The following is a 21,674-nucleotide window of genomic DNA, read 5'->3' as shown; positions in this document are numbered from 1 at the left end:
CGGGTTCAATGATTCGGTTCAGTCCAGCCCGCCGCTGTGGCGGGCGTCGCGTGCGCATTGTCGGCCGGCATCAGCTCCCGCCATGACGGCAGGCCGAAGCGGTCCGGCTGGCCTCGGGTGGCGGGGTCGACATCGGTGCGGTTCCACCAGCCGCCTCCCAGCGCCTGGAAGAGGGCCGTGGTATCGCTGTAGCGAGCAGCCTGCGCCCTGACCCGCGCCAGCACGGTGTTCTGGTAGGTCTGCTGGGCGCTGAGCAGGTTGATGTAGGCCACCGCGCCCAGGCGGAATTGGGCCTGCACCAGGTCCAGGTTGGCTTGCGCCGAGCGCTCAGCGGCAACCTGCTGGTCGAGGGTCTCGGCGTCGGCTTCGAGGGCGCGCAGTGCATTGGCCACGTCCTGAAACGCGACCAACACGGTGCCGCGATAACGCGCCGCGGATTCATCGTAGGCCGCCACGGCGGCGCGTTTGCGATGCTCCAGGGCGCCGGCATCGAAGATCGGTTGGGCAATCCCGCCCGCCAGGCTCCAGACGCCGGAGCCGGCCGAGAACAGCCGGGTGCCGCTCGCCACCGTGGAGCCCACGGAACCGGTGATGCTGAACTGCGGCAACTGATTGGCGACCGCCACGCCAATGTTGGCGCTGGCCTGGTGCAATTGAGCCTGGGCCGAGCGCACGTCCGGTCGCTGGCCGACAATCGCCGAGGGCAGACTGACGGGCAGGTCTGTCGGCAAGTGCAGGGAGGCCAGCTGGAAACGTTCGTCGCGGTCCTGATTGGGGAACCGGCCGAGGTAGGTCATCAGTTGGTTGCGAGTCTGCGCCAGCTGCTTTTGCAGGGGCGGCAGGGTGGCGCGGGTCTGGGCCAGCGCGGTTTGCTGCGTGAGCACGTCGGCATTGCTGATGGCGCCCAATTGTCGTTGGGCTTGCAGGACGTCGAGCTGATCGCTCTGCAGTCGGATAATGGCCTCGGTGGCCGCCACTTGATCGCGCAAAGACGCCAGGCTGACCGCCGTGTTGACTACATTGGAGGTCAGGGTGAGGTAGGTCGCCTCCAGTTGGAAGCGTTGGTACTCGGCCTGGGCCGTGGTCGATTCGATCTGCCGGCGCGTGCCGCCGAACACGTCCGGGGCATAGGACACGCTCAGCGACGCCGAGCTGAGCGTAAGGATGGGCGATGAGGGGGCCCCCGTCGTGACGCCCGAGACTTTCTCCCGGGTCTTCTGGAGATTGGCGTTGACGGCGGGAAACAGCGACGCCTGGTCGGCGTAAACCTGCTCATTGGCCTGGCGCAAGGCCGCTTGCGCCGCGCTGACATCCGGGTTGGCACGCAGGGCTTCTTCAACCAGGGCATTTAATGTCGTTGAGTGGAACAGCGTCCACCATTGCCCCGGAATGTCCATGCCCGCGATCAAGCGCTGCGCCGCGCCGCCGGTGTCGATATCGGCCTGGGCGGTGGTCGTCAGCGGTTCTTTTGTGTAGCCGGCCGCTGCGGGCACCTCGGGGCGGCTGAAATCCGGCCCGACCGTGCAACCGGCAAGGGCCAGGCACAGCAGGCCAAGCTGAGCCAGGAGAGGTGATTCACGCCGCCGCGGATGCTCTTTCATATCGACTCTATTAATCAGTTGGGCAACTGCTTTTTTGTCGAGCAATGCGTGCAGGTATCTGCGGGCGATCTACAGAAATGACCCTGGGCGCTGGACTCAAATCAGTGTAGGTGGTGCACGGCGCTACGCAATGTCGGCGTATTCCCGGGGGCGTTTCTACGGGGTTGAAAATGCATTATTCGCATTATTATAGAATTAGGTTATGCGTTATCGGTATTTTACACGCGCTGATCAGTCCCCCATCTTGTCCGTCCCCAAGAACAGGTAGCTGGAGACAAATGTGCGTGATCTGACAAAACGGGTAGCCGGGATGGTTGCCGCATTGCTGTGTCTGAGCGCGCACGCGCAAACGCTGGTGGTGGGCGACCAGAGCTACAACGCTCAGGCCGTGATGGAGGCGGCGGGCGTGCTCGATGACCTGCCTTATCAGCTGGAGTGGAAACAGTTCACCGCGGGCTCGCCGGTCGCCGAAGCACTCAATGCCAACAGCCTGGACATCGGTTTGCTCGGTGATGCCCCGGTGTTGTTCCTGGGCGCGTTGGGCGCGCCGATCAAAGTCATCGCCATCAGCCGGCAAAATCTCGACGGCGTGGCGATTCTGGTCAGAAAGGATTCGTCGATCCACAGCCTGGCGGATCTGGCGGGTAAGCGTGCGGCCGTGTGGAAGGGCTCCTGGAGCCAGCAACTGCTGCTGACCGCACTCGACAAAGCCGGGGTCTCGCGAGACTCACTGGAGTTGCGCTACCTCAGCGCGCTGGACGCTTCCCATGCCCTGGAAGGCGGTTCGGTGGACGTCATCGCCACCTGGGAACCCTATGTCACGCAACAGGAACGCCAAGGTGCGCGCGTGCTCGCAACGGCTGACGGCCTGATCCCGGCCCAGAGCTTCGTTGCCGCCAATGCCAAGGCCGTGGATGCCAAGCGTGCGCCGATCAATGACTTTCTCCAACGCCTGAAGAAAGCCCGCGACTGGACCCGCCAAAGCCCGGCCAACGCCGATGCTTATGCCGATGCCTGGGCCAAGCGCACCCGGGCCGATGCGGATATCGCCCGCGCCTGGTTTGCCCGCGCCCGTACCACCGTGGAGCCGGTGACAGCCCAATCGCCGCTGGAGGCGCAAAAGACCGTGGACTTCTTCGCCAGCCAAGGCTTGGTCAAGTCTTACCCGGCCGCCAGTCTGTTCGACAACTCGTTCTCGGCGGCACTGCAACCCGCCGTCGTTACAACACAGCCCTGAACGCCGCAAGGAACCCCTTGGACATGACCAAAAGACAGCTCAAACTTGGCGCCTTGACGATGGGTTGCGGCGGCCCGGGGCGCCACAACCTGTGGCTTGACCCGCAATTGCCGGCCGATGCCAGCGTCAACATCGACTGGTACATCGACATTGCGCGCCAGGCCGAGGCGGCCTTGTTCGACTTGATGTTTATCGTCGACAGCCAGTTCATCACGCCGGGGTCGCCATCCCATTACCTCAATCGCCTGGAGCCGTTGACGCTGTTATCGGCACTGGCCGTCAGCACGCGCCATATCGGGCTGGTCGGCACCCTGACGACTTCTTACAACTCGCCTTACAACGTCGCACGCCGCCTGGCCTCGCTGGACCTGATCAGCAAGGGCCGCGCCGGCTGGAACGTGGTCACCAGCGGCGACGCCGGTACCGCCGGCAACTACAGCCGCGATGAACATTATGACTACGACACCCGCTACGGCCGTGCAGCCGAACACGTGCAAGTAGTGCAGGGCCTGTGGAACTCCTATGAGGACGATGCCTTTGTGCGCAACCGCGCCACCGGCCAGTTTTTCGACCCCAACAAGCTGCACAGCCTGAATCATCAGGGCGAGCATTTTTCGGTGGTCGGCCCGTTGAACATCCAGCGCTCACCCCAAGGCCAGCCGGTGATCTTCCAGGCCGGCGACTCGCAGCAAGGCCGCGAGCTGGGCGCCGCCACAGCGGACGTGATCTTTACGCATGCGGCCAGCATCGAGCAGGGCCAGGCTTTTTACCGGGATATCAAGGACAGGGCCGCGCGGCACGGTCGCGATCCCGAACAACTGCGGGTGATGCCCGGCGCAGAAATCTATGTGGGCGACACCGATGAACAGGCCCGTGAAATCGAGCGACACTACCATCACGCCGAACACAGCTTTGAATTGGCCTTGAAGGAGTTCGGGCGCAATTTCGGCTGGCATGATTTCAGCCAGTACGACCTGGATGCGCCGTTTCCGCAGGAGAGCCTGGAGGCTGCGCGCAGCAGCTTTTTCACTGCCGCCAAACGCATTGCCGACCAGGCCCGCGAAAAAGGTTTTACGTTGCGCCAGGCTGTGGAATTCGGTCGGCAACTGCGCCCGGGGGCCTTTGTGGGAACGGCGGCAACCGTTGCGCAGAAAATGGCGGAGTGGTTCGAGGCGCGGGCGGTGGATGGGTTCAATATCTATATTGGGCATCCGGAGCAGTTCGAGCGCTTTACCCGTGAAGTCATACCGCTGTTGCAGGAACGCGGTGTGTACCGCACGGCGTATGAGGGGACGACATTGCGCGAAAACCTGGGGCTGAAGATTCCGAAATCGCTGACGTAATCACTTGAGCGTAATCACCACCTTGCCCCTGGCGCGCCCCTGCTCGACGTACGTCAACGCCTGCGCCGTGTGTTCCAAGGGGAAGGTGCGGTCAATCACCGGCTTGATGATTGCGGCCTCGATCAGCTCGGTGAGCTGCTGCAGTTGTGCGCCATCGGCCCGCATGAACACGAATGCGTAGCGCACGCCCTGTTTGCGCGCCTTGCGCCGAATACCCAGGCTCAGCAGACGCATGACTTGCTGCAGTGGCCAGGACAGCCCTTGTTCGCGGGCGAATTGGACCGTGGGTGGTCCTGAGATGGAGATGAGCTGCCCACCGGGCTTGAGCACCTTGAGCGACTTCTCCAATACATCCGCGCCGAGGCTGTTCAGCACCACGTCATAGTCATGCAGGACACTTTCAAAATCCTGCTGTGTGTAGTCGATCACCCGGTCGGCGCCCAACGCCTTGACCCATTCCACATTGGCCGTGCTGGTGGTGGTAGCGACAAAGGCGCCGAGGTGTTTGGCGAGCTGGATCGCGAGCGTGCCGACACCGCCTGAACCTGCGTGGATCAGGACTTTCTGGCCCGGTTGCAGGTGTGCGGTGTCGATCAGCACTTGCCAGGCGGTCAGGGCCACCAAGGGGATCGATGCGGCGTGTGCCATGTCGAGGTTGGCGGGCTTGCGGGCGAGCGCGTTTTCGTCCACTGCGATGCGTTCGGCGAATGTCCCGATGCGTGTTTCAGGTGCGCGGGCGTAGACCTCGTCTCCCGGTTTGAAGCGTTTGACTTGCGAGCCCACTTCCACCACGACCCCGGCCAGGTCATTGCCCAGGATCAACGGGAGTGGGTACGGCAGGATCAATTTGAAGTCGCCTTGGCGGATCTTCGCGTCCAGCACGTTGACGCTGCTGGCGTGCACTTCAATCAACACGTCGTGCGCCCCGACTACCGGGGAGGGCACCTCGCCAAGGCGACCGGTGTTGTTGCCATAGCGATCAATCAAAAAGGCTTTCATCGTGACGCGGCTCTTGTCGGTGGGCAGGCGTCGATGCAGGGCCTTGGGCGCCTGCACCGAATCCTGTTGGGATGATCGTGACTCAGTGATCGCGCTCAGGGCAGGTAGCGCTGGGCAACCGCGGACTGACGGATTTGCCCAAGCAAGCCCTGACGGGCGGTCTGCAGGCCATCCCAGCGTTCAGCTTCGTGCAGCGGCGGAATCGTCACCGCCTCACGACGGTCGAAGCCGACCAGTGCGGCATCCACCAGATCGCCCACTTCCATGATTTCGTTCAGGGTGTTGATGTCGATGCCGGAGCGATCCCAGATTTCCGTGCGGGTTGCGGCCGGCAGTACGGCCTGCACGTACACGCCCAGAGGCGAAAGCTCCAGGCTCAGGCCCTGGGAAAGGAATAGCACAAAGGCCTTGGTCGCACCGTAGACCGACATGCCGAACTCCGGCGCCAGGCCGACCACCGAACCGATATTGATGATCGCACCGTCGCCGGCCTTGGCCAGGCGCGGGGCAATGGCACTGGCGAGCCGCACCAGCGCGGTGGTGTTGAGGGCGACCAGTTGCGCGACGCTGTCGGTGCTCTGGTCGATAAAGCGGCCGGACAGCGCCGCGCCGGCGTTATTGACGAGGATGCCGATGCGGGCATCGTCGCGCAGACGGGTTTCAACGCGGGTCAGATCGTCGAGTTGGGTCAGGTCGGCGGGAATGATCTCGATGCTGACCTTGTGTTCGTCGCGCAACCTTGCAGCGAGTGCGTCCAGGCGCGCCTGGTCTCGAGCGACCAGCACCAGGTCGTGGCCGCGTTGCGCGAAGCGTGCGGCGTAAACCGCGCCAATGCCGGTAGAGGCGCCGGTGATCAAAACAGTAGGGCGATTGCTCATGGTTCATCTCTCTGGGTGGTTTTTGCGTGTTTTTATGATGATGACCGAAATCTAAGCTGTCAACGGTTTTGATTATGACTGGCATCTATGTATCATGGAGCGCAGGTTTTCCCGCTGAACACGAGGTAATGACAGGTGAGAGTGACCAAGGCGCAGGCGCAGGCCAATCGAGAGCACATCGTTGAAACGGCTTCCGAACTGTTCCGCGAGCGCGGTTTTGATGGTGTCGGCGTCGCCGATCTGATGGCTGCGGCCGGATTCACCCATGGCGGTTTCTACAAGCACTTCGGCTCGAAGGCCGACCTGATGGCAGAAGCCTCGGCCTGCAGCCTGTCCAAATCGCTGGTGGGGGCTGAGTCGCTCGATGTTGCTGGCTTCATCAACCTCTATGTGACCCGAGAGCACCGCGACCGACGTGGCGGCGGTTGCACCCTGGCAGCGCTGGGGGGCGACGCGGCGCGTCAATCGGATGAGCTGAAAACCACCTTTGCCGAAGGCATCGAACAGCTCCTGCACACGCTGGGGCAGAAATACCCGACGGGACCGGATGCAGAGGCGGGTGAGGGCAGGAAGAACATGATCGACCTGCTGTCTCGAGCAGTTGGCGCGATTGTCTTGTCGCGTGCTTGCCCGGACGATTCCGCGCTGGCTGACGAGATCCTTGAGGTGTGCCGTGCGCAGATGTTGGCTTCGTTAGACGTTGCGGCCAGTGACGGCGCGCCTGCTTGAGCGCCTTTTTCGCCTGGCGTGTTTAAGCGACTGAAAACCTAGTGGATTCTCAAAAAACTCGTTAATGAGAATTAGTGCTAAACGAGAACTGTTGATATAAGATCCGCCGCGAATTCCTGGCAGGTCCACCTTCTCGTCGGCTCATCCACAAGGTCCAGCATCCATGCGTCGTACCCTGATTTCCCTCTGCGTGCTTCAAGCAATTTCCCCTTTAGCCTGGGCGCAGGATGCACCCTCTGAAAACGCCAGCCTCGAATTGCAAGCGACCACGGTCACGGGCGAGATGGACAGTGAGACGGCCCAAGGTCCGGTCAGGGGCTACCGCGCCACACGTTCGGCCAGCGCGACGCGTACCGATACCTCGATTCACGAAACGCCTCAGTCCATCAGCGTCGTCCCCAAGGAGGTGGTCGAGGACCTGGGTGCGACGCGCTTGCAGGAAGCCCTGGACTACGCGGGTGGCGTTGGCCGGGCCAACAACTTCGGCGGGCAGGGGCTGACCAGCTTCACGGTGCGCGGCTTTACCACCGCCGAGTTCTATCGCAACGGTTTTCCGATCAATCGGGGCTACCCGAGCATGCCGGATGCCAACAGCATCGAGCGTCTTGAAGTACTGCGCGGGCCTGCCAGCCTGCTCTATGGGCGTGGCGACCCTGGCGGCACCTTCAATGTGGTCTCCAAACAACCCCTGGCCGAGCGTACGGTCACGCTGGGCAGCCAATTGGATGACCAGGGCATGCGGCGCGGCACGCTCGATGCGTCCGGCCCACTGGATGAGCAAGGGCGCCTGGCCTACCGGCTGAACGTGGTGGGTGAGGGCGGCGACACCTTCCGCGACCATGTCTCAACCGAGCGCTATGGCGTGGCGCCGGTGTTGACCTGGCAGGCCACGGACGACACCAAGGTGACCTTCGAAGGCGACTTCATGCGTAACAATCACCCACTGGATCGCGGCCTGACCCGTTTCGCCAACCAGCGTGGCACACCGTCACGAGACACCTTCTGGGGTGAGAAGTACGCCGGTAACCTGCACAACGACAACAACATGGCCCAGTTGCGTTTCGAACATCTGCTCAACGACAACTGGACCCTGGCCGGTGGCTTCCAGTGGCTGGACGGGACGATGAAGGGCAATGGCGTTGAGGCGAACAATGCGACGAGCCTGAATGCCGACGGACGCACCCTGCAGCGCAACTTCAACTACCGCAAGCTGGATTGGACCGACCAGGACTACCAGCTCAACCTGACCGGGCACTTTTCCCTGGGTGGCCTGGACCACACACTGCTGACCGGCATTGAGTACGAAGATTACGATTACAAGTCCATCATCCAGCGTTCCAGCGCCGCAACGGGCACGTTCCCGATTGATATCTTCAACCCGGTCTATGGCCAGCCACGACCTGCGCTGACCCGCACGCCAACCCACGACAAAGAAAACCTCAAGACTTACGCGGCTTTCGTCCAGGACCAAGTGGCGCTGACCGAGCGCTTGAAGGTTCTCGCGGGTGCGCGCTTTGAGCGCTTCGAGCACGAATACGAATCCTACGTACCGGGTGTCAGAAGCTGGAACGCGGCCGACAACGCGGTCACCCCACGTGTCGGTGTGATGTATGACCTCACCGACACCGTCGCGCTCTACGCGGATGCGGCGCGCTCGTTCAAACCCAACACGGGTGCCAGTCGTCAAGGCGGCGGGTTTGATCCGGAGCAGGGCAAGTCCTTTGAAATGGGCGTGAAGTGGGAAGCGCTTGACCGGCAGTTGAGCGTCGACGCAGCGATCTACCAGATCGACAAGAAAAACGTTCAAGGTGTCGACCCGGTCGACTCAGCCTTTAACGTGGCGACGGGGCAGGTGCGCAGTCGCGGCTTCGATCTGAACGTGGCCGGCAACCTGACGCCCGAGTGGCGGATGATCGGCGGCTATGCCTATGTAGATGCTGCGGTGACCAAGGACACCACCATTCGCACCGGTACGCGCCTGGCGAACATCCCGCGCAACAGTTTCAGCCTGCTTAACGTGTATGAGTTCCAGGACGGCGCCCTTAAAGGGTTGGGCCTGGGCGCCGGTGGTAAATACGTGGCCGAACGCGCCGGGCAAACTGCCAATAGCACCTTCACGATGGGGTCCTACACGGTCGTTGACCTGCTGAGTTACTACAAGGTCAACGAAAAGGTCAGGCTCAATCTTGACGTGAAGAACCTGTTCAATCGTGAGTACGAAGAAGGTTCTTTCCTGAACTTCTATGCCTACCCTGGCGAACCACGTACGGTCCAGGTGGGGATTTCCTACACCCTGTAACCCCGCCAGAACAGGGCGAGAAAGTCGTCATTCCACGCAGCCCTTGCCCGGTCGGCGACCGCCGCGCCGGGCAAAAGCTCGATTGTGACTGCGCCTGGAGCGTGCTCACTCATAGGGCATAGGTGTGCTGTTTGGTAGCACACCGTGCTGGTCGTACGCGGCGGTCTCGCCGCTACTTTCCGATTTATGCAGCCGATTCAACCCCTTGCCTCCCTTCACGCGAGATGGCACGCATTCTGCTTTTATGTATCCGTGGATAATTGGATACAAAAAATCAAAAGGTGCCGCCGATGCAATTTGCCCCTGCTTACGTAGACCGTCAGCCCCTGACTGCCGAGGAGGAGGCCTACAACTACCTGCTGGAAGCCATTTGCAGCGGCCGCTACCGCAAGGGTGACCGGCTGATTGCCGAAGACATCGCCAGTGAGGTCGGCATGAGCCGCATGCCGGTGCGCGAAGCGTTCCGGCGCCTGGATGCCCAGGGCCTCGTTACCCTGCGACCCAACCGTGGCGCGATGGTCAGCGGCCTGGATATCGATGAGCTGCATGAGGTGTTCGAGATGCGCAGCGCCCTGGAAGGGCTGGCGGTGCGCGTGGCGGTGGGCCGTATCGGCGAACGCCAGCTGGCGGCCCTGGAACGCCTGCTGGACGAGATGGACGACTACCGCGACGAGAGCGCCGCCTGGGTTCGCCGCCATCGTGCGTTTCATGAATACCTGTGCAGCCTCAGCGGCCGACCGCGTTTGATGAAGCAGATTTCGGCGTTGTACTCGCTGGTCGAGGCGCCCATGCGCTTGTGGTTGCAGCACGGTGAAAAGCCGCTCAGCGCACGCCAGGAGCATGCGGTGATCCTCGACGCGATTCGGGCCGGTGACGCCGCCCGCGCCGAAGCCGTGGTGCGTGAACACATCGAAGGCACGGTGCCGGCGCTGATTCAATTCCTGCAAGCGGAAAAATAATAAAAAAGCTGTCGTGTTTTGACTTGGTGTCCTGCCCCGTTCTTCAACCTATTGGAGTGTCTGGTCATGCATAACCGCCGCGCCTTGCTGGTGGCTTTCTCCCTCAGTCTCTTTAGCCAGTGGGCCTTTGCTGCGCCCCAGGTACCGGAGCGCCTGCTCAAAGCCGATAAGCTCACTTACTGCTCGGGGATGGATTCACCCCCGCTGGTGTCTTTCGACGAGGCCCAGAAACCGCGCGGGCTGACCGTCGATCTGGGCCTGGAAATCGCCAAGCGCCTGGGCGACAAGCCGGTGCAGTGGCGAGTGATTCCGTTCTCGGGGCTGGTGCCGGCGCTGCTCGCCCAGCAGTGCGACATGATCGTCGATCAACTGTTCGACAAGCCCGAACGGCGCCAGGTGATCGATATCGTCAACTACATGTATTCCAGCCAGTCGGTGGTGGTGCCAAAGGGCAACCCCAAGGGCATCAAGGCACTGGATGACCTGTCCGGGCACAAAGTCGCGGTGCTCAATGGCTCGACCATCAAGACCCTGCTGGATAGCCAGAACGACAGCCTGACCAAAGCCGGCAAGCCCGCCATGAAACTGGTGGTCTACAACACCGACACCGATGCTTTCCAAGCCCTGCGCATCCACCAGGTTGACGCCTACGGCACCACCGTGGAAACCGCCGGTTACTACGCAGCGATGGCCCCCGACCTGTTTCAGGAGGGTGTGCCGGCGTTCAGCCGCATCCTCACCGGCCTGGGCATTCGCAAGGATGACCCGCAATTGAGCGCCGCGGTGCAACAGGTGATCAGCGACATGCGCAGCGATGGCAGCTACCTGCAGTTGCTGAACAAGTGGCATGTGAGCAGCGACACACTCGACTGAGGCAAACCCGCGATGAATTTCAATTGGGATGTGTTCTGGCAGTACCTGTTGCAGCCCAGCGGCGTGTATCTGACCGGGCTCTGGCTGACCTGCCTGATCGCGGTCTCGGCGATGTTGCTGGGCTGCCTGCTGGGGCTGGCGGCGGCGTTGCTGCGGCTGTCGAAGAACCCGTTGCTGCATCTGCCGGTGCGCTTTTATGTGTGGTTGATGCGTGGCACGCCGTTGCTGGTGCAGATCGTGTTTTTGTACACCGCCATGGCGGCAGGCGGGATTTTCCGGTTTGAGGATGTGGAACTGTTCGGCCTGGTGATCCCGGGGAATATCCAGGCCGCGATCATTGCCCTGGGCCTCAACGAAGGCGCCTATATGGCCGAGATCATCCGGGCGGGGATCGGCGCGGTCGACAAGGGCCAATACGAGGCCGGACGCTCCCTGGGCATGGGCTTCGCCAAGCTGATGCGGCGCATCATCCTGCCACAGGCGTTCCGGGTGATCGTGCCGCCGCTGGGCAACGAGTTCAACGTGATGCTCAAGAACACCACGCTGGTCAGTGTCATCGGGGTGCAGGAGTTGCTGCTCAGTACGCAGATGGTCACTTCGGCGACCTTCCGCGTGTTCGAGCTGTACCTGGTGGTAGCGATCTACTTCTTGATGCTCACCACCCTGTGGGGGTTTTTCCAGCGTTGGCTGGAGGCCCGTTTCGGCCAGTCCGACCGGCCTGGCGCACCACCGCCTGCCTCCAGCCGCCTGTTCGGGCGTAGCACCTTGAAATTGTTGAGGGGACGTTAAGCATGGCGCACCAAAGTGAAGAACTGATCATCGAAGCGCTGGATATTCACAAGTCCTTCGGCGAGCTACAGATTCTCAAGGGCGTTTCCCTGCAAGTGCGGCGTGGCGAAGTGGTGGTGCTGATCGGTGCATCAGGCTCCGGCAAGACCACCTTTATCCGCTGCATCAACCTGCTGGAAGATATCCAGGGCGGGCGCATCCGCGTCAACGGCCGTGCCATGGGCTATCGCGAACGCAGCGACGGCAGCCTGGTGCGTGATTCGGAGCGCAACATCGCCCGGCAGCGTCGCGATATCGGCATGGTGTTCCAGCGCTTCAATCTGTTCCCGCATATGACCGCCCTGGAAAACATCATCGAGGCGCCGATCCAGGTGCTTGGCATTTCGCGTGCCGAGGCGCTGGGTCAGGCGCGGGATTTGCTGGCCAGGGTCGGCCTGGCGGACAAGGCCGGCCATTACCCCTCAATGCTTTCCGGCGGCCAGCAGCAACGGGTCGCGATTGCCCGCGCCCTGGCCATGAAGCCCCAAGCCATGTTGTTCGACGAACCCACCAGCGCGCTTGACCCGGAAACCGTCGGCGAAGTGCTGGAGGTCATGAAAGAGCTGGCCGAGGAGGGGATGACCATGGTGGTGGTCACCCATGAAATGGGCTTTGCCCGTGAAGTGGCCGATCGGGTGGTGGTGCTCGACCAGGGCGAAATCATCGAACAAGGGCCACCGGAACAGATTTTCAGGCGCCCCAGCCACCCCCGTACCCGAGCCTTTCTCAGTCGTGTGTTGTGAGCCTGGCGAGGAACCCCTGTCGCCTGTGTCCAAAAGCCTGAACCCAAGAGCCTTTGCCATGTTGAAATTTTCTGCTCACGAGTACCCCTATCCGTCACAACGCCAGAGCGTCTTTGCCCGTCGCGGCATGGTCGCGGCGTCACAACCCCTGGCGGCCCAGGCGGGGATCGAGATTCTGCAAAAGGGCGGCAACGCCATCGACGCCGCCATCGCTACGGCGGCGGCCCTGATCGTGGTAGAACCTACCGGCTGCGGCCTGGGCGGCGATGCGTTTGCGCTGGTGTGGTGCAAGGGCCGGTTGCACGGCCTGAATGGCAACGGTCACGCGCCGGCGGCCCTGAGCATTGAGGCGGTCAAGGCTGCGGGCCATGAGCAGATGCCGCTGTACGGCTGGACGCCAGTCACCGTGCCTGGCTGTCCGTCGGCCTGGGCGGAGCTGTCGCAACGCTTCGGCAAGTTGCCCTTCGCCGATCTGCTGCAGCCGGCCATCAGCCTGGCGCGGGACGGCTTTCCCGTCTCGCCGGTAGTCGCTCATCAGTGGCAACTCGCCTTGAACGAATTCACCCCCCATCGTAACGCCGCGCTGGATGCCTGGTTCGATACCTTCCTGATCGACGGCCGCGCCCCGCTGGCCGGGCAGCTGTACCGCAACCCGGCCCAGGCACGGACCTTGGAAGAACTCGCCGCGACCCGTTGCGAAAGCCTGTATCGCGGCGCGCTGGCCGACCGACTGGACGCTCATTCGCGTGCCGGCGGCGGCTACCTGCGTGGCGGCGACCTCAAGGATTACCGGGCGCAGTGGGTAGAGCCGATCCATATCAATTATCGCGGCGTGGATGTCTGGGAAATCCCCCCGAGCGGCCAAGGGCTGGTGGCGTTGATGGCCCTGAAGATCCTCGAAGGCTTCAACTTCGATCACCGTGACAGCCAACAGACCTGGCATCGTCAGCTTGAGGCGATGAAGGCGGCCTACAGCGACGGCTTGCACCACATCACCGACCCCTTGCATATGCGCGTGGCGGTGGCTGACCTGCTGAGCGACGCCTACAGCACCCGCCGTCGCGACCAGATCGGCGAACAAGCGCAATTACCCAAGCCCGGTGACCCTCACGCCAGCGGCACGGTGTACCTGGCCACGGCGGACGCCGAAGGCAATATGGTCTCGTTCATCCAGAGCAACTACCACGGCTTCGGCTCCGGCGTGGTGCTGCCCGACAGCGGCATCGCCCTGCAAAATCGCGGGCAGGAGTTCAGCCTCGATCCAGACCATGCCAACTGCCTGGCGCCCGGCAAGAAAACCTTCCACACCATCATTCCCGGCTTTCTCACCCAGGATGGCCAGGCCCTCGGACCGTTCGGCGTAATGGGCGGCTACATGCAGCCCCAAGGCCATGTACAGATGGTGATGAACCTCGTCGATTTCGGCCTCAACCCGCAAGCCGCGCTGGATGCGCCACGCTGGCAATGGCTGGGCGGCATGAAAGTCGGCATAGAGCAGGGCGCCTCCCGCGATTTGGCCAACGCGCTGATACGTCGCGGCCACGAAGTACAGATCGCCTGCGACCTGACCGATTACGGGCGCGGGCAAATCATCCTGCGCGACCCGGTCACGGGCGTGCTGTGCGGAGGAACAGAACCGAGGGCGGATTCACATATCGCGGTGTGGTGAGCAACGCCCGCCCTGTTCGTTGAATGCCCTGCGCGGGGCATGCGGCAGGGCTGCGGTAGGGTCGAGATCATGCGAGACTGCGTGGGCGTTGCCTGCCATCGAACTTGAAACGGGAATCTGCTCGGGTGATCAAACCGCTATTGTTGTTACGCCGTCGCTTTGCGTCTGTCCGCTGGCGTACTCGCGTGACCCTCTGGGTTGCCGCCACCTGTGCCGGGCTGCTGGTCGTGATGTTCGCCCGCCTGGCCGACCTGGCGCTGATGCAATTTGCTCAACAGACGGCCGGGCGACCCTGGTTGCCGTTTATCTACACGCCACTGGTGGGCATGCTGGTGGTGTGGCTGACCACGCGGTTTTTTGCCGGAGCCCAGGGCAGCGGAATTCCCCAGGTGATCGCCGCCACGCGGCTGGCGCATCAGGGCAAGCCCGTCAGCCGGTTGGTCTCGTTGCGTATTGCGTTCGCCAAGATAGGCCTGGGCACACTGGCACTGACCGGGGGCTTTTCGGCGGGGCGCGAAGGCCCTTCGGTGCAAGTGGCCGCCTCAATCATGCACTTCTTTCATCGTTACCTGCCCAATGCGCGGGTGATTCGTCCCGAAGACCTGATCCTGGCCGGCGGCGCCGCCGGCATTGCCGCAGCATTCAACACGCCGTTGGCCGGGGTGGCGTTTGCGGTGGAAGAGTTGGGGCGCAAGCTGGAAACGCGCACCAGTGGTGTGTTGCTCAGCACGATCATCCTGTCAGGCATGGTCGCGATCGCTATACAGGGCAACTACAACTACTTCGGCCACCTGGACGTACAGGATGTCAGCCTCACGATCATCGCGCCTGCGGTGGCCGCCGGTATCGGTTGCGGTCTGCTGGGAGGGTTGTTCAGCCGTATGCTGCTGTGGCCACAACGGCATCAGCGGTTTGCCCTCTGGGAATGGCGCCGCGCTCACCCGGTCTGGTTTGCCGGTGGTTGCGGGTTGATCGTGGCCGTTCTCGGCGCGCTCAGCGGTGGCCTGTCGTTTGGCAGCGGTTACGGCATTACGTCACAGATCATCGTGTCGGATATCGGCCTGCCCTGGCATGCGCCCATCACGCGTTTTCTCGCCACCGTCGTGACCTATTTTTCCGGTATCCCTGGCGGCATTTTCGCGCCGTCCCTTGCAGTCGGCGCGGCGGTGGGCGCCAATGCCGCCGAGTTTTTCAACGTGGCGGCCCAACCCATGATTGCGCTGTGCATGGCGGGTTTCCTGGCGGCGGTAACGCAGTCGCCGATCACTGCCGCAATCATCGTCATGGAGATGATCGACAGCCATGGCATGGTCATCAGTCTCATGGGTGTGGCGTTGATCGCCAAGGCGGTCAGCGCCAGGATGGGGCCGGAGTTGTATCAGCAATTGGCGCGAGGTTTTCTGCAGGTTCCCGTTGCTGCGACAGCCACCAAACCTTAGCGCCAGTGGGAAGTTGTACCTTGAGTCATTTTGGCACTGCTTGAGGCGCAGGCAGTGTTGGAGTGCCTTGGCGAGCGGGGTCGCCCAACCAGAGCATCAAGCACAGGCCTATCAGCAGGACGGCCGCCACCGCAAAGAATGGCATCGTATAGCTCTCAGTGGAGTCCTTGATCAAGCCGATCATGAACGGGCCGGTGAAACCGCCAAGGTTGCCGATCGACACAATCATCGCCAGGCCTCCCGCAGCGGCACGCCCGGTAAGGAAGGTCGAAGGAATCGCCCAGAACGTCGCCTGGAAGGCAAGGATGCTGGCCACCGCCATGCACAGCGCGGCAACTTTCAGTACGGAGTGCTCCGTCAGTGCCGCGACCACCAGTGCCGCGGCGGCCATGGCCAACGCACCGACGACGTAGGGAAGTCGCTGCCTGCTTTTATTGGCCAGGCGCGCCCAGAGGGTCATGATGATTGCGCCTGACACATAAGGCAACGCGACGACAAAGCCCAAGGCACCACTGGAAATACCCTGGCTTTTGATGATTTGCGGAAGCCAGATACCGATGCCGACCGAGCCGACGATGCAACAGAAGTTAATCGCCGCCAGCGTGAAGACTTTCGGATTGGTCAATGCTGCCCGCAAAGTGGTGCCATGGGAGGCGCCAATCGCTTTTTGCTCTTCAGAGAGGCGGTTGTTAAGCCAGGTTTTTTCGCGATCCGACAGCCACCGAGCCTTCAGCGGCGTATCGACGAGCAAAAACAGGCAGGCGATGCCCAGGAGCACAGCGGGCAAGGCTTCCGTAATGAGCAATAGTTGCCAGTTCCGCAGGCCCAAAACACCGTGTTGTTCGAGCAACCAACCCGAGAACGGCGAACCGACGATGTTCGCAACGGGAATACCGAGCAGAAAGGCAGCGGTCGCCTTGGCGCGCCACTTACCCGGGAACCAGTAGGTGAAATACAGATAAACGCCTGGGGTGAATCCGGCTTCGGCAACCCCGAGCAGGAAACGCGCAATGCTGAAGCTGATGGGGCCAGTCGCAAACGCCGTGGCCATGGAAATAAGGCCCCAGGTGATCATGATGCGTGCAATCCAGATCCGCGCGCCAAATCGTTGCATCAGCAGGTTGCTGGGGATTTCAAAAATGAAATAGCCGAAGAAGAACAGGCCGGCGGCCCACCCGAACATTGTTGCGGTCAGCCCTAAATCCTTGTTCATGCTGATGGCGGCAAAACCGACGTTCGTGCGGTCCAGGTAGCTGATGACATAGCAGACGAAAATGAATGGCACGACGCGCCACAGTATGCGGTGCATCAAGCGTTCACCTTCGGCCTCGTTGAGCGTAGTAGGGTGGGTCGAAGTGTCGTAGGTCATAGTGTCAGGTCTTTTTATAGTTGTTGTATGAGCTGTGCTGTGGGTTCAGCTATGGGAGTACATTGGTAACCCCGGTGTGGCCGTGTCGACTTGCAGAATGCTCCCGGTCTCGGACTCGATGATGAACAGCGTTCGACCGTCCACGCCGCCGAAAGCCAGGTTGGTATTGCTGATGCCGGCACAAGAAACGATGCGTTGCAGCGGCTCCGCGACTTTCGACAGTTTCCAGACAGAACCGAAGCCTGTGTGCGCGATGTAGAGGTTGCTCTCTGCGTCAAGGGCCAACCCGTCAGGGCCGCCGAGACCTCCGTGCAGTTGGGCGAAGACTCCAACCTTTCCGATGATCGAGCCGTTGCCCAGCGGGATACGCCAGATCTGTTGGGCGCGGGTGACCGCAATCAGCAGATGATTCAGGTTGGGGTCGTAGACGATCCCGTTGGGACTGGGGATGGTATTGAGCAGGCAAGTCAGGTTGCCCTTCACGTCGACCTTGTAGACCCGGCCGCTCGCATCCTGCAGGCCGGTCTGTCCCTGATCGGTGAAGTACAGGTCACCATTGGGAGCGAAGACGAGGTCATTCACGCCCTTGAAACCTTCTGAACCCGCCGACTCCAGAAAGGGCTGGATATCGCCGGTGTGCGGATCCAGCACCATGATTCCGCGCTTGTAATCGGTGATGAAGATTCGCCCGTCCTGGTGGATCTTCAGGCCATTCGGCCAGCCATCGTAGGCGCAGACCAGCTCCCACTCGCCGAGACGGGAAATCCTGAAAATCCGCCCATTGGGGATGTCGGTCACGTAGAGGCGACCCTCCCGGTCAAACGATGGTCCTTCCAGAAACGAATCTATCGCTCGTCCCTGGCGGTTGGCATTCGCCCAGGCGGTTGGGCGCACGTCGCGAAACTGTTCCGGCAGACGGGTAAAGACACTTGTCTGAACGGTCGGTGGGGCAGCAAAAAAGCTCATATTCGCTCCTGGCGGCGAGAAGGGCGTGGGTCGCCCGGAATTGTTATTGGTCTAGTTTTAATGAAATGCTGTTTCAAAATAAACCAATCGCCGACGAAAGGCGATACAGGATTTTCGCGAAAATAGTGCTTTTGTTGAGTTATTTTGTGGTGGCGATGAGCTGGCTAGCTTTTTAGATTCTATAAAAGAAATGGCATTTTAAAAAATCGGATGCGGGTCTTCAGAGGCCCCGATGGCTTGGAGTACGCGAGCTGATCAACGCATCCAGGATTTGCAAGGCGCAGCTTTCGGGCCTTGCTGGTTTTTTTGCTATACATCACCCGGATGGCGAGCAGGCTGTCGTTGTAAGATAATCAATTTTCCTGCCCTGATCGTTGGCTGCCCTGTCTGGTCAACTGAATGGGCTCTGTCAATGAGGTGTCTTCAATGGTTAAAGCGCGGCCGCGCCCAGCGGTAAACGGGGTGGCTTCGGCTGACCGAGTCTTGACCGTTCTGTCTGCCTTTCGAATCGGCGATTCTGCGTTGAGCCTGGTTGAGCTGGTAGAGCGTACGGGGCTTATCAAAAGCACGATCATGCGTTTGATGGTTTCGCTTGAAAACCAGGGCTACATCACACGCATGGCTGATGGCCGTTATCAGTTGGCCAGCGAGGTCATGAGGCTTAACGCGGTGTATCAGGAGTCGCTCGATCTGGAGCGGCATGTGATGCCGCGACTGCAGTACCTTTCCGAGCAAACAGGTGAGACCGTTTCTTTCTATGTTCGCCATGGCGCCTATCGGATGTGCCAGTACCGGGTCAATTCCGCCCATCGCCTGCGGCTCAATATGCAGCCGGGGGATATGCGCCCCATGGATGAAGCGGCCGGAGCCCAAGCGCTGCGAGCGCCTTTTCACGTGGGCATCGCGCTGGAAAAACCGTACTTTTCGCGTGGCGCGACGGACCCACACGCGTCCTCTATCGCGCTGCCGATCTATGGGCGGCAGCAGGAGCTGATGGGCGCACTCGTCATCTCCGGGCCTGCCAGCCGACTGACGGAGGAGTGCGCGGACAACTTGAAGGACATTTTCTTCGAGGTCGCCCGCGACCTGATGCGCAGTCTGGGGCTCAAGCCGGCGGACAGCTGAACCGCCTAGGAAGCATCTGTCCCGGCGTCCGGCGCGCCAGTAGATCCTGGAGGGCGGCGTCGCCGGCTTGCAGGAAACGGCGACGAGACAGAAGCATCGCAGAACCTCATGATGTGGGTTTGGAAGCGATACCGAGGCTCCCTTGCGGGAGCTCGGCATCTTGGCGTCGATTGAGAAATGCTTACTTGGCGACCACGGATGCGCCCAACTCGGCGTGCTCCCGCTGACGCTTGCGGCCAATCACCAACACCATGATTCCTGCCAGCGTGCAGAGCGCCGCCAGCGGCATAAGCGCTATCGCGTAACTGCCTGTTGCGTCGTGGATCGCGCCGTAAGCATTCACCATCAGGCCGCCTCCGATCAGGTTTGCCATTGCGCCTACGGCTGCGAGCCCGGCAGCAGCCGTGGAGGAGGAGAGCCAACCGGAAACCAACGCCCAGAATGGACCTTTCATTGAGTAGGCCCCGACCAACACCAGGGTGAGCAAAATGACGGTGGCAACCAAGGAGGAGGTGAACAGGGTCAGGAGCAGGCCGAACGCGATCAGCAACAAGGTCATTGCTGTGTGCCAGCGACGTTCGCCGGTGCGATCGGAACTGCGTCCCCGCACGATCATCAGGACCGAAGCGATACCATAGGGAATGGCATTCACCAGGCCGATTTCCAGTGAGTTCAAACCAAAGGTCTTGAGCAGTTGCGGGGCCCAGACACTCATGGTGCTGCCGGCGGCGGAGGCCCCCGAATAGATCAGGGCAAGCACCCAGATGTCTTTATGGCGCAGCAGTTTCCACAAGGAAATATGGCCGATTGCGGTTTTTTTCGAAGCCTCTTCAGCCAGGCGCTGAGTCAACCAGTGGCGTTGTTCATCGGTCAGCCATTTAGCCTGTTCGGGGCGGTCAGTGAGCACGAAAAGGCAAGCAAACCCCAGCAGGACGGCGGGTATGCCTTCGAGGATGAATAGCCAATGCCACCCGCGCATCCCCATCCAGCCGTCCAGGCTGAGCAACAGACCGGACAGCGGCGAGCCGATGAAGTTGGCGGCAGGAATCGCCACCATGAAGATCGCCACCATGCGTGCACGGTAATCTGAGGGCAGCCAGTAGGTGAGGTAAAGCAGGACCCCCGGGAAGAAACCCGCTTCGGCGGCTCCGAGCAGGAAGCGCATCACATACAGGGAGTTGGCGCCCTGCACGAATGCCGTGCCTGCCGAGATCAGCCCCCACGTGATCATGATCCTGGCGATCCACATACGCGCGCCATATTTTTGCATGGCCAGGTTGCTGGGGACTTCGAGAAGGAAATACGCGACGAAGAACAGGCTGCTCGCAAAGCCGAAGACTTTCGCCGTCAGGCCCAGGTCTCCGTTCATCTGCAGCGAGGCCATGCCGATGTTGCCGCGGTCGATGATCGCAATCAAATAGCAGACGATCAGAAATGGAAGAATGCGCCAGGCGACGCGGTGCATCGTACTGCGCTCTAGCTCACTGATGGTGGAAGTTGCTGAGGTCATGAGGCTCTCCGATTGTTATTGTTTCTGGAGTGTCGCGTTCATTGTGGGCGGCCCTGGTGTCCAGCCAGGGCAGCGGGGGCAAGGTCACTGCACCGCGGTACTGGCCTCGAGCAGATGTCGGTTGACCACACAGCGAGGATCCAGGGGTTTGCCCGCCCACACATCGAGAATCTGTTGAAGTGCAACGAGACCGACGCGATCACGTGCCTCGCCGGTATTGGCCCCCACGTGGGGAGTGGCGACAAGTGTCGGCAGACCCCAGAGCGGGCTGTCGGAAGGCGGCGGCTCGGGGTTGAAGGTGTCCAGGCCGGCGCCCGCTATCTTGCGCTCGCTCAACGCTTTGACCAGTGCGTCGGTATCAATCAATTCGCCCCGGGCGGTATTGATCAGGATGCTGCCTGGGCGCATGCGCTCCAGTTGCGCGGCGCCAATCAGGTTTGCGTTGGTGTCCGTCAGCGGGCAATGCAGGCTGATGATATCGCTCTGGGCCAGGAGTCGATCGAAATCCTCCTCGCGCTGCACATGATCGCGTTGCGGCAGTTGCTTCAGGTAGGGGTCGTAAACTTTTACCTGCATCTTCAACGGGGCGACCAGGTCCATCAGGATGCTGCCGATCGAGCCCAAACCCACCAGGCCGAGCGTCTTGCCAAACAACTCAATGCCGTTCGCCGAGGTCTTGTCCCAGTGACCGTCGCGCATGCGTGCGTCCAGCAATGCAGTCTGGCGTGCCACGCTGAACATCAGCGCAAAAGCGTGTTCGGCGACGGACTGCGCGTTGGCACCGACAGCGATGCTGACTGGAAGGCCGTGGTCGGCAGCCGCCTGGATATCAATGGTGTTGTAACCCACGCCGTGCTTGGCAATCGCCTTGAGTCTGGACGAGGCCTCAATCATCGCGCGGGTCAATTGCCCCTGGCGAACGATGATTGCGTCGGGTTGCTCGGCACGGATGATCGCTTCCAGCTCGTCAGCAGCAATGTAGGGGGTTGTAGGGATTACCCTGACGCCCTGGCGTGCGGCCAGGTTCATTGCGTCTGCAGCCAGTTCGGGCCCGGTAAGCAGGAGGGTTCGGGTCATGACAGATACCTTGTTCTTATGGGTATGGCT

18 protein-coding genes are annotated in these 21,674 nt (G+C 61.4%); 11 read left to right on the top strand and 7 right to left on the bottom strand.

Annotated elements, in window-relative coordinates:
* Positions 1 to 5: 5 nt before the first annotated feature.
* Positions 6 to 1,601: an efflux transporter outer membrane subunit gene (locus tag DK870_RS04770; RefSeq protein WP_161548113.1), complete on the bottom strand. Its 1,596-nt coding sequence runs from the start codon at positions 1,599 to 1,601 to the stop codon at positions 6 to 8.
* A gap of 280 nt (positions 1,602 to 1,881) precedes the next feature.
* Here DK870_RS04770 and DK870_RS04765 point away from each other — a divergent pair, with 280 nt between their 5' ends.
* The gene (locus tag DK870_RS04765; RefSeq protein WP_161548112.1) at positions 1,882 to 2,838 is read left to right on the top strand and encodes an ABC transporter substrate-binding protein; all 957 of its coding nucleotides are present in this window, start codon (positions 1,882 to 1,884) and stop codon (positions 2,836 to 2,838) included.
* 23 nt (positions 2,839 to 2,861) lie between these two features.
* Complete coding sequence (locus DK870_RS04760; protein WP_161548111.1) at positions 2,862 to 4,181, top strand: LLM class flavin-dependent oxidoreductase; 1,320 nt, start codon at positions 2,862 to 2,864, stop codon at positions 4,179 to 4,181.
* Here the strand turns inward: DK870_RS04760 and DK870_RS04755 are convergent, their stop codons facing one another.
* Positions 4,182 to 5,180, bottom strand: coding sequence for an NADP-dependent oxidoreductase (locus DK870_RS04755; protein ID WP_161548110.1), 999 nt, complete (start codon positions 5,178 to 5,180; stop codon positions 4,182 to 4,184).
* 95 nt (positions 5,181 to 5,275) lie between these two features.
* The gene (locus DK870_RS04750; protein WP_161548109.1) at positions 5,276 to 6,058 is read right to left on the bottom strand and encodes an SDR family oxidoreductase; all 783 of its coding nucleotides are present in this window, start codon (positions 6,056 to 6,058) and stop codon (positions 5,276 to 5,278) included.
* 135 nt (positions 6,059 to 6,193) lie between these two features.
* Between DK870_RS04750 and DK870_RS04745 the strand changes: the two genes are divergently transcribed.
* From DK870_RS04745 to DK870_RS04710, 8 genes are all read left to right on the top strand, one after another.
* The gene (locus DK870_RS04745; RefSeq protein ID WP_060753067.1) at positions 6,194 to 6,787 is read left to right on the top strand and encodes a TetR family transcriptional regulator; all 594 of its coding nucleotides are present in this window, start codon (positions 6,194 to 6,196) and stop codon (positions 6,785 to 6,787) included.
* Positions 6,788 to 6,950: 163 nt separating this feature from the next.
* Complete coding sequence (locus tag DK870_RS04740; RefSeq protein ID WP_161548108.1) at positions 6,951 to 9,086, top strand: TonB-dependent siderophore receptor; 2,136 nt, start codon at positions 6,951 to 6,953, stop codon at positions 9,084 to 9,086.
* A 290-nt stretch (positions 9,087 to 9,376) separates the two neighbouring features.
* Positions 9,377 to 10,045, top strand: a complete 669-nt coding sequence (locus DK870_RS04735) for a GntR family transcriptional regulator (protein WP_161548107.1) — start codon at positions 9,377 to 9,379, stop codon at positions 10,043 to 10,045.
* A 66-nt stretch (positions 10,046 to 10,111) separates the two neighbouring features.
* Positions 10,112 to 10,918 (top strand): ABC transporter substrate-binding protein, encoded by an 807-nt coding sequence (locus DK870_RS04730; protein WP_161548106.1) that lies wholly within the window; start codon positions 10,112 to 10,114, stop codon positions 10,916 to 10,918.
* A gap of 12 nt (positions 10,919 to 10,930) precedes the next feature.
* Positions 10,931 to 11,707: an amino acid ABC transporter permease gene (locus DK870_RS04725; protein WP_161548105.1), complete on the top strand. Its 777-nt coding sequence runs from the start codon at positions 10,931 to 10,933 to the stop codon at positions 11,705 to 11,707.
* 2 nt (positions 11,708 to 11,709) lie between these two features.
* Positions 11,710 to 12,489 carry an amino acid ABC transporter ATP-binding protein gene (locus DK870_RS04720; RefSeq protein ID WP_161548104.1) on the top strand — a complete coding sequence of 260 codons (780 nt, stop codon included), beginning with the start codon at positions 11,710 to 11,712 and terminating at the stop codon, positions 12,487 to 12,489.
* A gap of 58 nt (positions 12,490 to 12,547) precedes the next feature.
* A complete protein-coding gene (locus DK870_RS04715; RefSeq protein WP_161548103.1) occupies positions 12,548 to 14,158 on the top strand; it encodes a gamma-glutamyltransferase family protein in 1,611 nt (536 codons plus the stop codon).
* A gap of 125 nt (positions 14,159 to 14,283) precedes the next feature.
* Positions 14,284 to 15,597 (top strand): chloride channel protein, encoded by a 1,314-nt coding sequence (locus DK870_RS04710; protein ID WP_161548102.1) that lies wholly within the window; start codon positions 14,284 to 14,286, stop codon positions 15,595 to 15,597.
* A 25-nt stretch (positions 15,598 to 15,622) separates the two neighbouring features.
* Here DK870_RS04710 and DK870_RS04705 read toward each other — a convergent pair whose 3' ends face one another.
* Both DK870_RS04705 and DK870_RS04700 read right to left on the bottom strand, forming a co-directional pair.
* Complete coding sequence (locus DK870_RS04705; protein ID WP_161548101.1) at positions 15,623 to 16,966, bottom strand: MFS transporter; 1,344 nt, start codon at positions 16,964 to 16,966, stop codon at positions 15,623 to 15,625.
* A 45-nt stretch (positions 16,967 to 17,011) separates the two neighbouring features.
* On the bottom strand, positions 17,012 to 17,932 hold the full coding sequence (locus DK870_RS04700; RefSeq protein ID WP_161548100.1) for an SMP-30/gluconolactonase/LRE family protein: 921 nt from the start codon (positions 17,930 to 17,932) through the stop codon (positions 17,012 to 17,014).
* 426 nt (positions 17,933 to 18,358) lie between these two features.
* On the opposite strand from DK870_RS04700, the gene DK870_RS04695 reads away from it, so the two are divergent.
* Entirely contained in the window at positions 18,359 to 19,057 is a 699-nt protein-coding gene (locus DK870_RS04695; RefSeq protein ID WP_081086957.1) for an IclR family transcriptional regulator, read from the top strand.
* Positions 19,058 to 19,238: 181 nt separating this feature from the next.
* On the opposite strand, the gene DK870_RS04690 is transcribed toward DK870_RS04695, so the two are convergent.
* Together DK870_RS04690 and DK870_RS04685 are read right to left on the bottom strand one after the other, a co-directional pair.
* Positions 19,239 to 20,567: an MFS transporter gene (locus DK870_RS04690; protein ID WP_161548099.1), complete on the bottom strand. Its 1,329-nt coding sequence runs from the start codon at positions 20,565 to 20,567 to the stop codon at positions 19,239 to 19,241.
* A gap of 84 nt (positions 20,568 to 20,651) precedes the next feature.
* Positions 20,652 to 21,644, bottom strand: coding sequence for a hydroxyacid dehydrogenase (locus DK870_RS04685; protein WP_060753056.1), 993 nt, complete (start codon positions 21,642 to 21,644; stop codon positions 20,652 to 20,654).
* Positions 21,645 to 21,674 lie beyond the last annotated feature (30 nt).

Origin of the sequence: Pseudomonas sp. Q1 (genome assembly GCF_009935975.1) — a bacterium.
In the GTDB taxonomy this organism is placed as follows: domain Bacteria; phylum Pseudomonadota; class Gammaproteobacteria; order Pseudomonadales; family Pseudomonadaceae; genus Aquipseudomonas; species Aquipseudomonas palleroniana.
This window is presented reverse-complemented; position numbering and strand designations above follow the sequence as displayed.